We start from the raw sequence: 13,285 nt of genomic DNA on the forward strand, positions 1-13,285 counted from the left end.
AAGGTGTGGCCGCCGAGATGCGTGTCCTCGCCATTATAGGTGCCGACAAAGCCCGAGCCCGTGCAATATTGCTCCTCGCTCTCGCGGCACGACGGGCAGGTGCCGCAGCTGTCGACCATGCAGCCGACGCCGACCACGTCACCGGTCTTGAAGCGGTCGACCTCACCGCCGACGGCGGTCACGCGGCCAACGATCTCGTGCCCCGGCACGCACGGGTACATGGTGCCGTTCCACTCGCCGCGGGCGGTGTGCAGGTCCGAATGGCAGACGCCGCAGAACAGGATGTCGATCGCGACATCGCGCGGACCGGGCGCGCGGCGCTCAATCTGCAGCGGTCCGAGGGGACGGTCGGCGGCGGTGTTGCCATAGGCTTGGGTGGTCATGCTTTCCCTCATCGTGTTCGTCGCCCATGTAGGCCCTGCCCGCGCCCGCGATTAGGCGCTATAATCGGCATGCACTTATCTGTAAGATTCATGAATGCGGCGGGAGGAACTCGGCGATCTCAGTGCCTTCCTGGCCGTGGCGGAGGAGCAGAGCTTCACGCGGGCGGCGGCGCGGCTCGGCACTTCGCAATCGGCGCTGAGCCATATAGTGCGGCGGCTGGAGGAGCGGCTGGGCGTGCGGCTGCTGATGCGGACCACGCGGCGGGTGGCCCCCACCGATGCGGGCGAGCGGCTGCTCAGGACGCTCCGCCCCGCGCTGGACGAGATCGATGCGGAGCTGGCAGGACTCAGCGAACTGCGCGACAAGCCCGCCGGCACGGTGCGTCTGGTCGCGTCGGAGAATGCGGCGCGCGGGCTGCTGTGGCCTGCGCTCGCCCGCTTGCTGCCGCGCTATCCGGACCTGAAGGTCGAGGTCAGCGTCGATGCCGGGCTGACCGATATCGTTGCCGAGCGTTTCGATGCCGGCGTGCGGCTGGGCGAGCATCTGGCGAAGGACATGGTCGCGGTGCGGATCGGGCCCGACCTGCGGCTCGCCGTCGTCGGCTCGCCCGATTATTTCGAGCAGCATCCGGCACCGCGAACGCCGCAGGACCTTGCCAATCACATCTGCATCAACCTGCGCCTGGAAAGCTTCGGCGGACTCTATGCCTGGGAGTTCGAGAAGAACGGCCGCGAGCTGCGCGTGCGCGTGGACGGGCAGTTCGCGTCGAACGACGTGCCGCTGGTCCTCCACGCCGCGCGTAGCGGACTGGGCCTTGCGTGCGTGCTGGAGGATCAGGTGGAGACCGACCTTGCCGAGGGCAGCCTGGTGCGCGTGCTGGAAGACTGGTGCGCGCCGTTTTCCGGCTACCACCTCTATTATCCGAGCAGGCGACAGCCGACGCCCGCCTTCACGCTGCTGGTCGACGCGCTCCGCTATCGAGAGTGAGGCGGCGGACGTTGTCGCGCTCGGGCTGGAAGCGCAGCGCATCCGCGACCGCCAGCAGCGCCGGTGAAGCGGCTTCGCTGCGATAGTGCAGATGATAGCCCGGTATCGCCGGACACCATTCGCGCCGCACGCGCATCAGGCGGCCGGTGGCGAGGTGGGATGAGACCAAATCCTCGAAGACAAACGCGAAGCCGACTCCGTCGAGTGCGGTGCGGACGGCCAGCTCGGGATCGGCGACGGTGAGCCGCGCCGCCGGGCGAACTGCGGCGCGCTCCAGCTGCCACAGCGGCGCCTCGCGCCAGACCACCGCCGGCTGCTCCGCCAGATCGTGCGGGGTCGCGGGCAGCGGGCGGCCGGCAAGCCAGGACGGCGCCGCTACTAGTGCCAAGCGGAGGTCGGGGCCGATCCGGACCGAGGCCATGCCGTGCTCGACCTGCTCGCCGAGCCGAACCGTGGCGTCCGCATCGGTATCGGGCGCAACGAGATCGAGCTGGATCGCCGGATGATCGGCGAGGAGCCGGTTCAGCGCCGGCCAGAGCGAGGACGTCGCGTGACGCGACGCGGCGATGCGGACGGTTCCGGCAGCCTCTCCGGCGGCGTCCGATAGCCCGGCGAGCCTGGCCTCCAGCGCGTCGAGATCGGGTCCGAGCCCGCGCAGCCGCTCGCCGGCGGGCGTCAGCGCGACGCTGCGGGTCGTGCGGGCGAACAGGGGCACGCCCAGACGTTCTTCCAGTGACTGGATGGTGCGGCTCAGCGCCGGCACCGAGAGGCCGAGCCTGGCGGCGGCGCGGGTGAAGCTTCGTTCGTCGGCAACCGCGGCGAAAGCGGCGAGGTCGCCGAAATAATCGCGTCTCATTCGATCGGCCCAAACTCAATACGCAACAGACCCGATCGCAACTCCCCCTTCTTGACGATCGTCGGCGGTTCGGGGCGGCGGATCGTCCGCCGCCCCGGTGCCCAGTGTCAGAACTTGAAGCCGGCGGCAATGCCGTAGCGGCGCGGCTCCAGCGTGAAGATGTTCGTGAACAGGCCGGAGCTCTGGTCCGTCACATATTGGCCGGTGATCGAGTTCGAATCGAAGATGTTCGATACGAACGCGCGCACGAACCAGCGATCGTCGCGGCCATTGAGCTGGATCTGGGCATTGGCCTGGGTGAAGCTCGGGATCCGGTCGATCTGGCGATTGAAGCTGCGGCTGTACTGATCGCCGGTAAAGGTCAGGTCCGCGCGCGGGACCAGCGTCAGCCCGCCCGGCAGGTCTGCGGTGTACTGGACGCCCGCCGATGCCTTGAACGCCGGAGCGTTGGGCAGCTTGTTGCCGCCGATATCGACCGGAATGCCGTCCGACACGGTGAACGGCAGCGGCCCCGTCGGGATGCCGAACGCAGTGCGCAGGGCGGCCGGCGGGTTCGCCGCGGTCGAGGCGAGCGCCGTGCAGACGCTGTACGCGCCGGTCGTCTTCGTACCGGGCACCGCCACCGCCGGCTTGAGGCCGAGGCCGGAGTTGAATGCGTTCACATAGGCGTTGGCGAGCGCAGCGTTCGGGCCGGTCACGACGCAGTTCGACGCGTTGGTGATATCCTTGATGATCACCGCATCCGACCGGCCGCCCGAGACGTCGCGGGAGTCGACGAGCAGCTTCGACTTGATCGACGTGTTCAGATAGCTCGCCGTCAGGTTGATCAGCCAGCGCGGATCGGGCCGCAGGATGCCTTCGACCTCGACACCCCAGATATCCGCATCGGTGTTGTCGTTGACCGAGGTGCGGGCGACGATGCGGCTGAGCTGCAGGTTCTTGTACTGATAGTAGAAGGCCGAGGCGTTCAGGCGGATGGTGCCATTCGCGAAGGTGTTCTTGGTGCCGATCTCGAACGCATTGACCGCTTCCGGCGCGAAGGTTTCGGACACGTTGAACTCGGTCGGGATCGGCGGGTTGATGCCGCCCGACTTATAGCCCCGCGAATAGGACGCGTAGATCAGATTGTCCGGCGTGACCTTGAAATCGATCACGGCGCGGCCGGTCAGGCGGCCGAAGCTGACTTCGCGTTCCGCGAAAAGCTGGTTGCCGGTGCGGCCCGGATCGGCGTCATAGGCGGCGATGAACGGCGACTGCGTCCCGTCCGTCACGCCGTAGGGCACCGCGAAGCTCAGGATCGGGCTGCGCGCGCGCACGAACTTCTTGTCGTGCGAATAGCGGAGGCCGGCGGTGAATTTCAGCCGGTCGCTCGCCTCGAAATAGGTCTCGCCGAACAGGCCGTAGCTCTTGATCGTGAACAGATCGGTGTTGTTGAAGAAGAAGGGCGGCGCCAGGAACACGTCCGGGAAGGCCGCATTGCCCGCCGCGCGCTGGCCGAGCGTCTGCGCCGCGCCAAGGATGCCGGCCGCATAGTCGAGGCCGAACGAGGCGACACCGTAATTGCCCTGCTTCGTCTTCGAATCGACGTAGATGCCGCCCAGCAGGAAGTTGAACGGACCGTCGAAGCTGCTGTCGACATGGCCTTCGATCGAATATTGCCGCGCGTGGCTCTGCGAGCGGTCGTAGTCGGTGCTGCCGGGCGCGCACTTGATCGGATTGCCGCCGAACGCACCGGTCAGGCTGGTGTCGATATTCGACACGCAGACACCGCCGTTCGGGCCGTTCGGGATCAGCGCCTGCGCGACCTTCGCGAATGGGGAGCCGGGCGCCTGCGAGGCCGCTGCAAGCGTGAGCAGGCCGGGATTATTGGTCAGCGGATTGTCGGACGCGAGGTTGTAGTCGGTCCTGGAATCGACCTTGTTGTCGGCATAGCCGCCGGTCAGCGTCAGCTTGAACTGATCGCCGAGCTGCTGCTCCAGCCGGCCCATGATGTGATATTCGCTGGCATAATAGGTCGGCGTGAAGTCGATGTTCACCGTGCGGAGGTCCGTCGGCACTGTCAGGCCGCCGAAGGTCAGGTCGGGACCGTAGACGCTGCCGAGCCCGAAAGCGGCGATCGCCGGCGAGTTGATCCGGAAGAACTCGGTCGACGAGAGCACCGTCGCCAGCGTCGCGTTGCCGTTCGCGACGTCGTAGCCGAGCCGGTCGGGCTGGCAGCCGAGGATGCCGGTCGGGTCGCGGTGGCAGAGCTGCTTCTGGATGCGGCTGCGATTGTCCTTTTCGTGGAAATAATAGCCGATGAGGTCGAGCGTCGTGTTCTCGGTCGGCTCCCAGCGGAGCGTGCCGCGCAGCGCATAGAGATCACGGTCGTCGATCCGGCTCTTGGCGGCAGGGTTCAGGTTCTTCGTGAAGCCGTCGCGGTTCAGGTAATAGCCCGCGACGCGCACGCCGATCGTGTCGGTGATCGGCGCATTGATCATGCCCTCGCCGCGGATCGAGTTGAAATTGCCGTATTCGACCGAGCCCGACGCGCCGAAGCTGGCGAGGTTCGGACGCGCGGTGATGAAATTGACGACGCCCGACGTCGCGTTGCGGCCGAACAAAGTGCCCTGCGGGCCGCGCAGCACCTCGACCCGCTCAAGATCGAAATACTCGGTCTCGAACAGGCGCGTCGAGAGCAGCGGCATGTCGTTGACGTGGATGCCGGTCGCGGTGTCGCAGGCGAAGCCGACGCACAGGTCGCCGATGCCGCGGATCGTGAAGCTGGACGCGGTAAAGTTGGTCTTGGTGAAGGTGATGTTGGGAAGCGACAGCTGCAGCTGGGTCGCGTTGTTGATCTGCTGCGCCTTCAGCGCGTCGCCCGAAAAGGCGGAAACGGAAATCGGCACGTCCTGCAGACGTTCGCCCTTGCGCTGGGCCGTGACGACGATGTCGCCCAATCCCTCGTCGGCGGCGTCGGTGGTGGCCGACGGCGCGGCGCCGGCTTCGGGAGCGCCCTGCGGCGCGGCATTGCCGACATCCTGGGCAAGTGCGGGGGTGGTGAAGAGCAGAGCAATGGCAGTGGCGCCGAGCAGATCAAGCTTACGCATTTCGTGCATCATCCCTTTCGCTACATCGCAACAGGCGCGATCGAACAGCCGCGCTTCACGGACAGCCGTGGGCGAAGAAGCGGCGTCAGGTCAATGGCGCAACCGCCAGAAAAACGGCTGTTTTTCGGGGATTGTGACGGCCAAGGCACAGTCGTCACGGATGCCGTAGCGTCACCCTCGCGCCGGTTTTCGGATCGGCTCAGTAGGCCAATGCGCAACCGTCCGCGCGCATCTCGCTGGCGGCGGCATAGACCCGGTCCTTGCCGTCCATCCGATGCTCGATACACTCGTAGCGGCCAAAGCCGCCGTCCGGTTCGCCGATCGTCCAGCCGAGACCGGCAAGCGCCGCCTTGGTCCGGTCAGGCACGCCGGTTTCCAGCCGCAGCAGCCCGTTCGCGGGCAGGCCGGCCGCGTCCTCGCCCATCGACTGGGACGAGCCCTCGTGATGCCAGCGCGGGCTGTCGCCGGCCGACTGGATCTCCAGCTCGTAGTCGACGCGGTTGACGATGATCTGCGTCTGACCCTGCGGCTGCATGTCGCCGCCCATCACGCCGAAGCTCATCCAGGGCTCGCCGTCCTGACAGGCAAAGCCGGGAATGATCGTCTGGAAGGGTCGCTTGCCGGGCGCATAGATGTTCGGGTGCCCGTCCTGCAGGCTGAAAAGCTGGCCGCGGTCCTGGAACATGAAGCCGAGCCCGTCCGCCACCAGGCCGGAGCCCATGCCGCGGAAATTGGACTGGATCATCGACACCATCATGCCGTCCTTGTCGGCACAGGAGAAATAGGTGGTGTCGCCATGGCTGGGCGCCTGGCCGGGATAGGCGGGGCTGAGGATGCGATCGCGCCGGATCAGCGCCGCGCGCTTTTCGGCATATTCCTTGGAGATCAGCCACTCGACCGGCACTTTGGAGAAGTGCGGATCGGCATAGTAGCGGGCGCGGTCCTCGTACGCGAGGCGCTTGGCCTCGACGCACCAGTGCAGCGCCTCGGGCGCCTGGAAGCCGGCGCCTTCCATGTCGAACCGCTCGATCATGTTCAGCATCTGCAGCGTCGCGATGCCCTGCGTGTTGGCGCCGAGCGCATAGACGGTGGTGCCACGATAGTCGGTCGAATTCGGCTCGATCCATTCGCTGTGGTGCGCGGCCATGTCGGCGCGGGTCAGCCAGCCGCCGATGCGCTTGAAATAGCGCTCGATCGTGTCGGCGATCGGGCCGTTGTAGAAGGCATCGCGCCCGCCCTGAGCGATCATCCGATAGGTGCGGGCAAGGTCCGGATTGCGGAAGACGTTGCCGGGCTTCGGCCCCTTGCCGTCAGCCAAACCATAGGTGCGGACGGCGTTTTCCGTCTCCTCGATGCCCGATCCCGGGCTGACGAATGCGGCAAGGTTGCTTCGGATATACCAGGCGATGATGTCCGGTACCGGCGCGCCGTTCTCGGCAAGCGCAATGGCGGGCGCCAGCACTTCGGCCCAGGGCAGCTTGCCGTAGCGCTGGTGGAGCGTCCACCAGCCGTCCACTGCGCCCGGCACGGAGACCGTCACTGCGCCGCGTGGCGGCAGTGCGCCGTCCTTCGCGCGGGAACGGGCGATAGCGAGAGTCAGCGCGCGCGGCGATTCGCCCGATCCGGCGAGACCCATGACTTTCTTCGCCTTGGGATCCCACAGCATCGCATAGCAATCGCCGCCGATGCCGCTGGAGGTCGGCTCGAGGAAGCCGAGGCAGGCGTTGATCGCGATCGCCGCATCGACCGCCGAGCCGCCGCGCTTCAGAATGTCGATGCCGGTCTGCGTCGCCAGCGGGTGCGCGGTTCCGGCCGCGCCCGAGAGGCCGTAGGCGGACGTGCGCGAGGCGAAGCTGGCTCCGAACGGCCGGTCGCCAGCCTGAACGTCCGGCCGCACGAAACGCGGCTCGCCGGCCTCCCACTTCTTCGGCAGCCCCTGGTCCGGAACGGGCACGCCGCCCTGCCCCGGCCCCTTCTGCGCGGGCTCCGGCGTCGGCCGGCCCTGCTGCGCCAGAAGCGGCGACGCGAGCGCGGACGCAGGCAGGGCGGCGAGAAAGGTACGGCGGCGCATGGATGGCTCCCCTCAGATGTTCTGGGCGCGGTCGGTCCTCCGCGCCGGTGGCGCCTGCTTAGGCGGCGCGCCGACGAATGAACAGAGCAGCCCTCGCAAACGGGCAAGCGCGTGCCACTGGAAAATTGGCGAGGTTCGCACTATGTGGCGCGCCTTCCCTATGGCTACCACTCTTCCCACGCCGCCCAAGGTGGGCATGGTTTCGCTCGGCTGTCCGAAGAACCTGGTCGATTCCGAGCGGATTCTGACCAAGCTTCGCGCCGACGGCTACCAGATGTCGCCCGATTATGCCGGCGCCGACGTGGTGCTGGTCAACACCTGCGGCTTTCTCGATTCCGCGAAGGAAGAGAGCCTGGAGGCGATCGGCGAGGCGATCGCCGAGAATGGGCGCGTGATCGTCACCGGCTGCATGGGCAAGGAAGCCGAGGTGATCCGCGCCCGCTTTCCGGACGTGCTCGCCGTCACCGGCGCGCATCAATATGAGCAGGTGGTGGACGCGGTGCACGAGGCGGCGCCGCCGATCCCCTCCCCCTTCATCGACCTGGTACCGGAAGCCGGACTGAAGCTGACGCCCCGTCACTACAGCTACCTCAAGATTTCGGAGGGCTGCAACCACCGCTGCGCCTTCTGCATCATCCCGTCGCTGCGCGGCGACCTGGTCAGCCGCCGGCCCGACGCGATCCTTCGCGAGGCGGAGAAACTGGTTGCGGCCGGCACGCGCGAGCTGCTGGTGATCAGCCAGGATACCTCGGCCTATGGCGTCGACCTCCGCCATGCCGAGCGGAACTGGAAAGGCGCGCCGGTTCGCGCGCACATGACCGACCTTGCGCGCGAGCTGGGCAAGCTCGGCGCATGGGTGCGGCTGCACTACGTCTACCCCTATCCCCACGTCGAGCAGGTCGTGCCGTTGATGGCCGACGGGCTGATCACGCCCTATCTCGACATCCCGTTCCAGCACGCCAGCCCGAAGGTGCTGAAGGCGATGAAGCGGCCGGCGAACGACGCCAAGGTGCTGGAGCGGATCAAGGCGTGGCGACGGACCTGCCCCGATCTCGCGATCCGGTCGAGTTTCGTTGTCGGGTTTCCCGGCGAGACCGAAGAGGATTTCCAGTATCTGCTCGACTGGCTGGACGAGGCCCAGCTCGATCGCGTCGGCGCCTTCCGGTTCGAGCCGGTCGAAGGCGCGGCCGCCAACGCCCTGCCCGATCCGGTGCCGGAGGACGTCAAGGAAGAGCGCTACGCCCGGATCATGGAAAAGACCGCTGCGATCAGCGCCGCCCGGCTCGCCGCAAAGGTCGGCCGCACGCTGCCGGTCATCATCGACGAGGTGGACGAGGACGGCGGCGCCACCGCACGCTCGCAGGCTGACGCCCCGGAGATCGACGGCAATGTCCTGTTGCGCGACGCCCGCGGCCTCGAGCCCGGCGACATCGTCCCCGCATTGATCGAGGATGCCGACGAGCACGACCTGTTCGGCGTGCCGGCTGGGCCACCGTCCCATATCGGGACTTAATTAACGGCAACCTGGCATGGATGGATCGAAACGGGGACGATATGACCCCGACTCTCAATCATCCATAAAGATAAGGGGTTAGCTCGTGTTCAAGAAGCTTGTTGCGTATGTGGCTGCGGCGCTCGCCACGGTCATGGTGCCGGCCGCGGCCCAGGCCGTCGTCGTCAAGCTCAGCTATGACGGCACCATCGCCGGCACGGCCAATGGCTATAATTTCAACACCGGAATCGTGCTCGACGGCCTGATCGACATCGACGCTGCGCCCACCGCGCCAATCATCGACTTCACGAACGTCAAGGTTGACGCGCCTTCGTTCGGCGTGTTCGACTTCGCGCTGCCCGACCTGCAGCTCGCGCTCGTCGGCATCTCCGGTTCGACGGTCGGCGTGCTGGCCGGCATCAGCAACACGCCGATCGCGCTGTTCGGTCTCGACACCAACACGATCGCCACCAACGGCATCGACTATGTCTCGATCCAGGGCGGGCTGGTCGGCGCGGTGCCGTTCACGCTGAGCGGCATCAACTTTCAGCTGACCGGCGGCGCCGGCACCTTCACGCTGTCGGCGGTGCCGGAAGCAGCGACCTGGGCGATGATGATCCTCGGCTTCGGCGCAGTCGGCACGGCCCTCCGCCGCCGCTCGACCAAGCTGTCCTTCGCCTGACACAACCGGGCGCTCCGCTGATCGCGGGGCGCCCGTTCTACCGTTTAGGCCATCGCTCAAAATCTTCCCAATCGAGCAGCTGAATCGTGCGCGACGACGCGCGAATATCGCCGCCGAGCCACTCCGTCGATTCGGTCCGGACCGTCATGGAATAGTTCTTGGTCTGCGGATCGAGATGACCTTCGAGCGATACAGCGAAACCTTCTGGACAATCGGGCGCCCGGGGGAGCCCGCGTTCGCACCTGGTCATTTTCAGACTGTCGCCGGTTGTGGGCAAGCGTGTGTATCCGAACAGGACAAGACGGACGCCGACGTACGGCGGATATGCGCCCGCCTCTCCTTCAGTATTCGAATTGTAGAAATCGCCTTTCAGCTGAAGCGTGATCGGCCCGCACTGCTCATATCGAATGAGCGGCAGGACATATTGGCCTTCATTCACCCAATTTGGCGCGATGTAGGTCAGGTCGGCGGGATCGATTATCGTCTCGCCCGGTTCCGGCGACGCGTCGGACTCCCTGATTTTCAACGTCAGGGCAAAGGTGGCGGGGTCGCATTTGTAGATGAGCTGATTCTCGCTAACGGGAGGATCAGTTGCGGTGGGGTCGTCTGCTTCAGCCTTCGCCGGAATGCTGCTGAGGACCAGCGCAGTCGCCAGCAGTGACTTGAGGGCGGATATCACGAAAGCTCTCCCGCCATTTCCGCCAGCTTTGCGACGGTGTTCATGTTGCGCGCGGTGCCTGCCGCGGCGGCGGGAATCTTCAGTTTCGAATCCGCCATGCCGTCGCCGTAGTGGACGTAGATTTCGCGGCGGCCCAGGCGCAGCTCTTCGGCTTGCACGCCGCTTGCCTTCTGCAGCGCATCGGGCGCCGGCGGGGCATCGAGGAAGATCGCGACGGTGCGGTTGGGTGCCTTATTGACAAAGGGATTGTCGGCCAGCACGGCTTTCATCTCGGCGGGGGTGCGGACCAGCACGCCGACTTTCTTGCCGGCATAGGCTTCCAGCTTCGCCTCGAGTGCGGCTTTCACCTTCGCCTCGTCCCCGCTGGCGGCGAACACGACGTTGCCGCTGGCGATATAGGTGCGCACTTTCCCGAAGCCGGCCGCCTCGCACATCGCCTTAAGCTCGGCCATCGGCAGCTTGCCGGTCCCGCCGACATTTACTGCCCTCAACAGCGCCACATAGCCGGTCATCGAAAAAACTCCGCACCCATTCGGGTCGCGACGCGTTCTGACCCCGAACACCAACCGGAGGCAATCATGATCGGATCGGACAAGGACATCTCGACGCTCAACTCGCTCATCAAGACGACCATCGACAGCGTCAACGGCTATCAGGAATCGGCCGAGGCGGTAGAGAATGATCGCTTCCGGTCCATGTTCCGGGAGCTCGCGCAGGACCGGCAGCAGGTGGTGCCGAAGCTGCAGGCCGAAGTTTCGCGGCTGGGCGGCAACCCGGAAGACGACGGCTCGACCGCAGCGGCGATGCATCGCGGCTGGGTGGACCTGAAGTCGGCGATCACCGGACGCGACGACAAGGCGATCATCAACGAGGTCGAGCGGGGCGAGGACTATATCAAGGAGAAATTCGAGACGGCGATGAACAGCGGCGAGCTGTCACCGGAATGCCGCAGCACCGTCCAGCAATGCTATGAATCGGTGCGCCGTGGCCATGACCGGGTTCGCGACCTGAAGCACGCGCTGGAAGGCGCGCACTAGAATCTGAGCTTGCCACTGACCGAGAGGCGCGAGTCGCTGGCGGTTCTCCAGGAGCCGACCAGCGCCGCGCCGATGTCGCTGGTCCATTGCTGGCGCGCCTCCAGCCCCAGCGACCAGCCTGCCGCATCGGGACCGGCTTCGTACAGCGAGCCGCTCACACGCAGCCCGCGGGATTGCATCCGGCGACCGGAGACCAGTTCCGCCGCGCGCGCGATCGCAGGATCGGTGCGGTCCTGGAAGCCGCCGAACTCCAGCGCGCCATCGTCGCTCCACATGCCGATTGCTGCCGACGCCCTCGCGCCGCGCGGTTTGGCCGTGATGTTAAGGCCGACGCGCTCGTTGCTTGATATATCGAGCGTCAGCTTCGGCCCCGCCGCACGTGCAGCGGTTGCCGCGAGGCAGACCATGCCCATCACGAAAGCGACCCGCACGAGCATCCCGACGTCTCTTTCTGATCGCACTTTGCGATTGCACCATCAATGTGCGAGGGGCGGTTAAGTTTCTCCTTTCGGAATGCGGTTAGTGAACGCTTTAGCCTCACTCGTGCAGCCCGATCGCGGCCAGAGCGCGCACGCGATCCTTCCCGTCGACAAGGCCGGTCATGAGGACTGGCTGAAGGCGCAGCCGCCCCGCGCCAAGGCCGCTGCCGCTGCCCAACGTTTCGCGGGCAAAGCGGGCGAGGTCGCGATCCTGCCGGGAGACGGGGCCGAAGACTGGTCGGTGGCGGTCGGCGTCGACAAGGCCGATGCGCTCGGCCCCTGGTGCCTCGCCAAGGCAGCGGAGAGCTTGCCCGAGGGGAATTACCGGCTGGAAGGCAGTCCCGGTGGTGCCCTGCTCGGCTGGCTGCTCGCCCAGCACCGGTTCGACCGGTACAAGAAGGCCGAGGCGCCTGCCGGGCCGCGCGTGCTGCTGACCGGCGATGCGGCGCGGATCGAGGAGACGGTACGGGTCGCGGAAGCGGTCGCGCTGGTTCGTGATCTGGTCAATACGCCGACCGAGGATCTGGGCCCCGCCGAACTGCAGCAGGCGGTCGAGCAGGTCGCTGCGGCATCCGGCGCGACAATCAACGTCACGACTGGGGACGCGCTGACGGAAGGCTATCCGCTCGTCCACGCCGTCGGCCGGGCCGCGGCGCGCGAGCGGGCGCCGCGGCTGATCGAGCTGGAATGGGGCAATCCCGCGCACCCGCGCATTGCTATCGTCGGCAAAGGCGTGTGCTTCGATACCGGCGGGCTCGACATCAAGCCGGCATCCGGCATGCGGCTGATGAAGAAGGACATGGGCGGGGCCGCGCACGCGCTGGCGCTGGCGCGCCTGGTGATGGGCGCGCGGCTGCCGGTCCGGCTGCACCTGCTGATCCCGGCGGTCGAGAATGCGATTGCCGGCAACGCGACCCGTCCCGGCGACGTGCTGCGGAGCCGCAAGGGACCGACGGTCGAGGTCAGCAACACCGATGCCGAAGGGCGGCTGATCCTGGCGGATGCGCTTGCCCGCGCCGGCGAGGAGCGGCCGGAGCTGCTGATCGATTTCGCCACGCTCACCGGCGCGGCGCGGGTGGCGCTGGGGCCTGACCTGCCGGCCACCTTCGCCAATGACGACGGGCTTGCGGCAGACCTGCTGGAGGCCGGCACGGCCGAGGGCGACCCGCTATGGCGGATGCCGCTCTGGGCCGGCTATGACGAGATGCTGCGGTCCGACATCGCCGACATCGACAACGCACCGGAAGGCGGCATGGCGGGGTCGGTCACGGCAGCGCTTTTCCTGCAGCGGTTCGTCGATCCGGCGACGGCTTGGGCGCATTTCGACACCTTCGCCTGGCGCCCCGCGGCCAGGCCCGGACGGCCCAAAGGCGGTGAAGCGCTGGGCCTTCGCGCGGCCTGGACAATGCTTAGAAAGCGCTACGCCCCCGGCGCTTCCGGCTAATTTTCGATACTCTCGCGAAACCGACGCTCTGCCCACGCGTTCGGGACGGCAAGACGTGAAGCCATCCGGATCGCCTCCAGCAGAT

The 13,285-nt window shown here is 66.6% G+C and carries 12 protein-coding genes; 5 read left to right on the top strand and 7 right to left on the bottom strand.

Features of this window, described 5'->3' with window-relative positions; all coding sequences use genetic code 11:
• A partial coding sequence (locus VFT73_RS06245) for an alcohol dehydrogenase catalytic domain-containing protein (protein WP_326409299.1) occupies positions 1-383 on the bottom strand: 383 nt, incomplete at its 3' end.
• A gap of 94 nt (positions 384-477) precedes the next feature.
• On the opposite strand from VFT73_RS06245, the gene VFT73_RS06250 reads away from it, so the two are divergent.
• Complete coding sequence (locus VFT73_RS06250) at positions 478-1,371, top strand: LysR family transcriptional regulator (RefSeq protein WP_326409300.1); 894 nt, start codon at positions 478-480, stop codon at positions 1,369-1,371.
• On the opposite strand, the gene VFT73_RS06255 is transcribed toward VFT73_RS06250, so the two are convergent.
• The 3 genes from VFT73_RS06255 to VFT73_RS06265 form a co-directional block, all read right to left on the bottom strand.
• Positions 1,334-2,227 carry a LysR family transcriptional regulator gene (locus tag VFT73_RS06255; protein ID WP_326409301.1) on the bottom strand — a complete coding sequence of 298 codons (894 nt, stop codon included), beginning with the start codon at positions 2,225-2,227 and terminating at the stop codon, positions 1,334-1,336. The two genes, VFT73_RS06250 and VFT73_RS06255, sit on opposite strands and share 38 nt — an antisense overlap.
• 107 nt (positions 2,228-2,334) lie before the next feature.
• Positions 2,335-5,316: a TonB-dependent receptor gene (locus VFT73_RS06260; RefSeq protein WP_326409303.1), complete on the bottom strand. Its 2,982-nt coding sequence runs from the start codon at positions 5,314-5,316 to the stop codon at positions 2,335-2,337.
• 199 nt (positions 5,317-5,515) lie between these two features.
• Positions 5,516-7,387 carry a gamma-glutamyltransferase family protein gene (locus tag VFT73_RS06265; protein ID WP_326409304.1) on the bottom strand — a complete coding sequence of 624 codons (1,872 nt, stop codon included), beginning with the start codon at positions 7,385-7,387 and terminating at the stop codon, positions 5,516-5,518.
• Positions 7,388-7,547: 160 nt separating this feature from the next.
• Between VFT73_RS06265 and rimO the strand changes: the two genes are divergently transcribed.
• Both rimO and VFT73_RS06275 read left to right on the top strand, forming a co-directional pair.
• On the top strand, positions 7,548-8,900 hold the full coding sequence (rimO, locus tag VFT73_RS06270; protein WP_326409305.1) for a 30S ribosomal protein S12 methylthiotransferase RimO: 1,353 nt from the start codon (positions 7,548-7,550) through the stop codon (positions 8,898-8,900).
• 85 nt (positions 8,901-8,985) lie between these two features.
• Positions 8,986-9,561: a PEPxxWA-CTERM sorting domain-containing protein gene (locus tag VFT73_RS06275; RefSeq protein ID WP_326409306.1), complete on the top strand. Its 576-nt coding sequence runs from the start codon at positions 8,986-8,988 to the stop codon at positions 9,559-9,561.
• A gap of 37 nt (positions 9,562-9,598) precedes the next feature.
• On the opposite strand, the gene VFT73_RS06280 is transcribed toward VFT73_RS06275, so the two are convergent.
• Both VFT73_RS06280 and VFT73_RS06285 read right to left on the bottom strand, forming a co-directional pair.
• Complete coding sequence (locus VFT73_RS06280) at positions 9,599-10,240, bottom strand: hypothetical protein (RefSeq protein ID WP_326409308.1); 642 nt, start codon at positions 10,238-10,240, stop codon at positions 9,599-9,601.
• Positions 10,237-10,752, bottom strand: coding sequence for a DUF1697 domain-containing protein (locus tag VFT73_RS06285; RefSeq protein WP_326409309.1), 516 nt, complete (start codon positions 10,750-10,752; stop codon positions 10,237-10,239). Before VFT73_RS06285 ends, VFT73_RS06280 begins: the two co-directional genes overlap by 4 nt.
• A 66-nt stretch (positions 10,753-10,818) precedes the next feature.
• Here VFT73_RS06285 and VFT73_RS06290 point away from each other — a divergent pair, with 66 nt between their 5' ends.
• Entirely contained in the window at positions 10,819-11,277 is a 459-nt protein-coding gene (locus VFT73_RS06290) for a PA2169 family four-helix-bundle protein (RefSeq protein ID WP_326409311.1), read from the top strand.
• Here VFT73_RS06290 and VFT73_RS06295 read toward each other — a convergent pair.
• A complete protein-coding gene (locus tag VFT73_RS06295) occupies positions 11,274-11,714 on the bottom strand; it encodes a hypothetical protein (protein ID WP_326409313.1) in 441 nt (146 codons plus the stop codon). The two genes, VFT73_RS06290 and VFT73_RS06295, sit on opposite strands and share 4 nt — an antisense overlap.
• Positions 11,715-11,799: 85 nt before the next feature.
• Between VFT73_RS06295 and VFT73_RS06300 the strand changes: the two genes are divergently transcribed.
• Positions 11,800-13,200: a leucyl aminopeptidase family protein gene (locus VFT73_RS06300; RefSeq protein ID WP_326409315.1), complete on the top strand. Its 1,401-nt coding sequence runs from the start codon at positions 11,800-11,802 to the stop codon at positions 13,198-13,200.
• The last annotated feature ends 85 nt before the right edge of the window (positions 13,201-13,285 follow it).

This window comes from Sphingomonas sp., assembly GCF_035758555.1.
In the GTDB taxonomy this organism is placed as follows: Bacteria; Pseudomonadota; Alphaproteobacteria; order Sphingomonadales; family Sphingomonadaceae; genus Sphingomonas_B.

Coding starts and splice junctions, on each gene's coding strand:
- VFT73_RS06250 (WP_326409300.1), top strand. CDS start 478: ATGCGGCGGGAGGAACTCGGCGATCTCAGTGCCTTCCTGGCCGTGGCG.
- VFT73_RS06255 (WP_326409301.1), bottom strand. CDS start 2,227: ATGAGACGCGATTATTTCGGCGACCTCGCCGCTTTCGCCGCGGTTGCC.
- VFT73_RS06260 (WP_326409303.1), bottom strand. CDS start 5,316: ATGCGTAAGCTTGATCTGCTCGGCGCCACTGCCATTGCTCTGCTCTTC.
- VFT73_RS06265 (WP_326409304.1), bottom strand. CDS start 7,387: ATGCGCCGCCGTACCTTTCTCGCCGCCCTGCCTGCGTCCGCGCTCGCG.
- rimO (WP_326409305.1), top strand. CDS start 7,548: ATGGCTACCACTCTTCCCACGCCGCCCAAGGTGGGCATGGTTTCGCTC.
- VFT73_RS06285 (WP_326409309.1), bottom strand. CDS start 10,752: ATGACCGGCTATGTGGCGCTGTTGAGGGCAGTAAATGTCGGCGGGACC.
- VFT73_RS06290 (WP_326409311.1), top strand. CDS start 10,819: ATGATCGGATCGGACAAGGACATCTCGACGCTCAACTCGCTCATCAAG.
- VFT73_RS06295 (WP_326409313.1), bottom strand. CDS start 11,714: ATGCTCGTGCGGGTCGCTTTCGTGATGGGCATGGTCTGCCTCGCGGCA.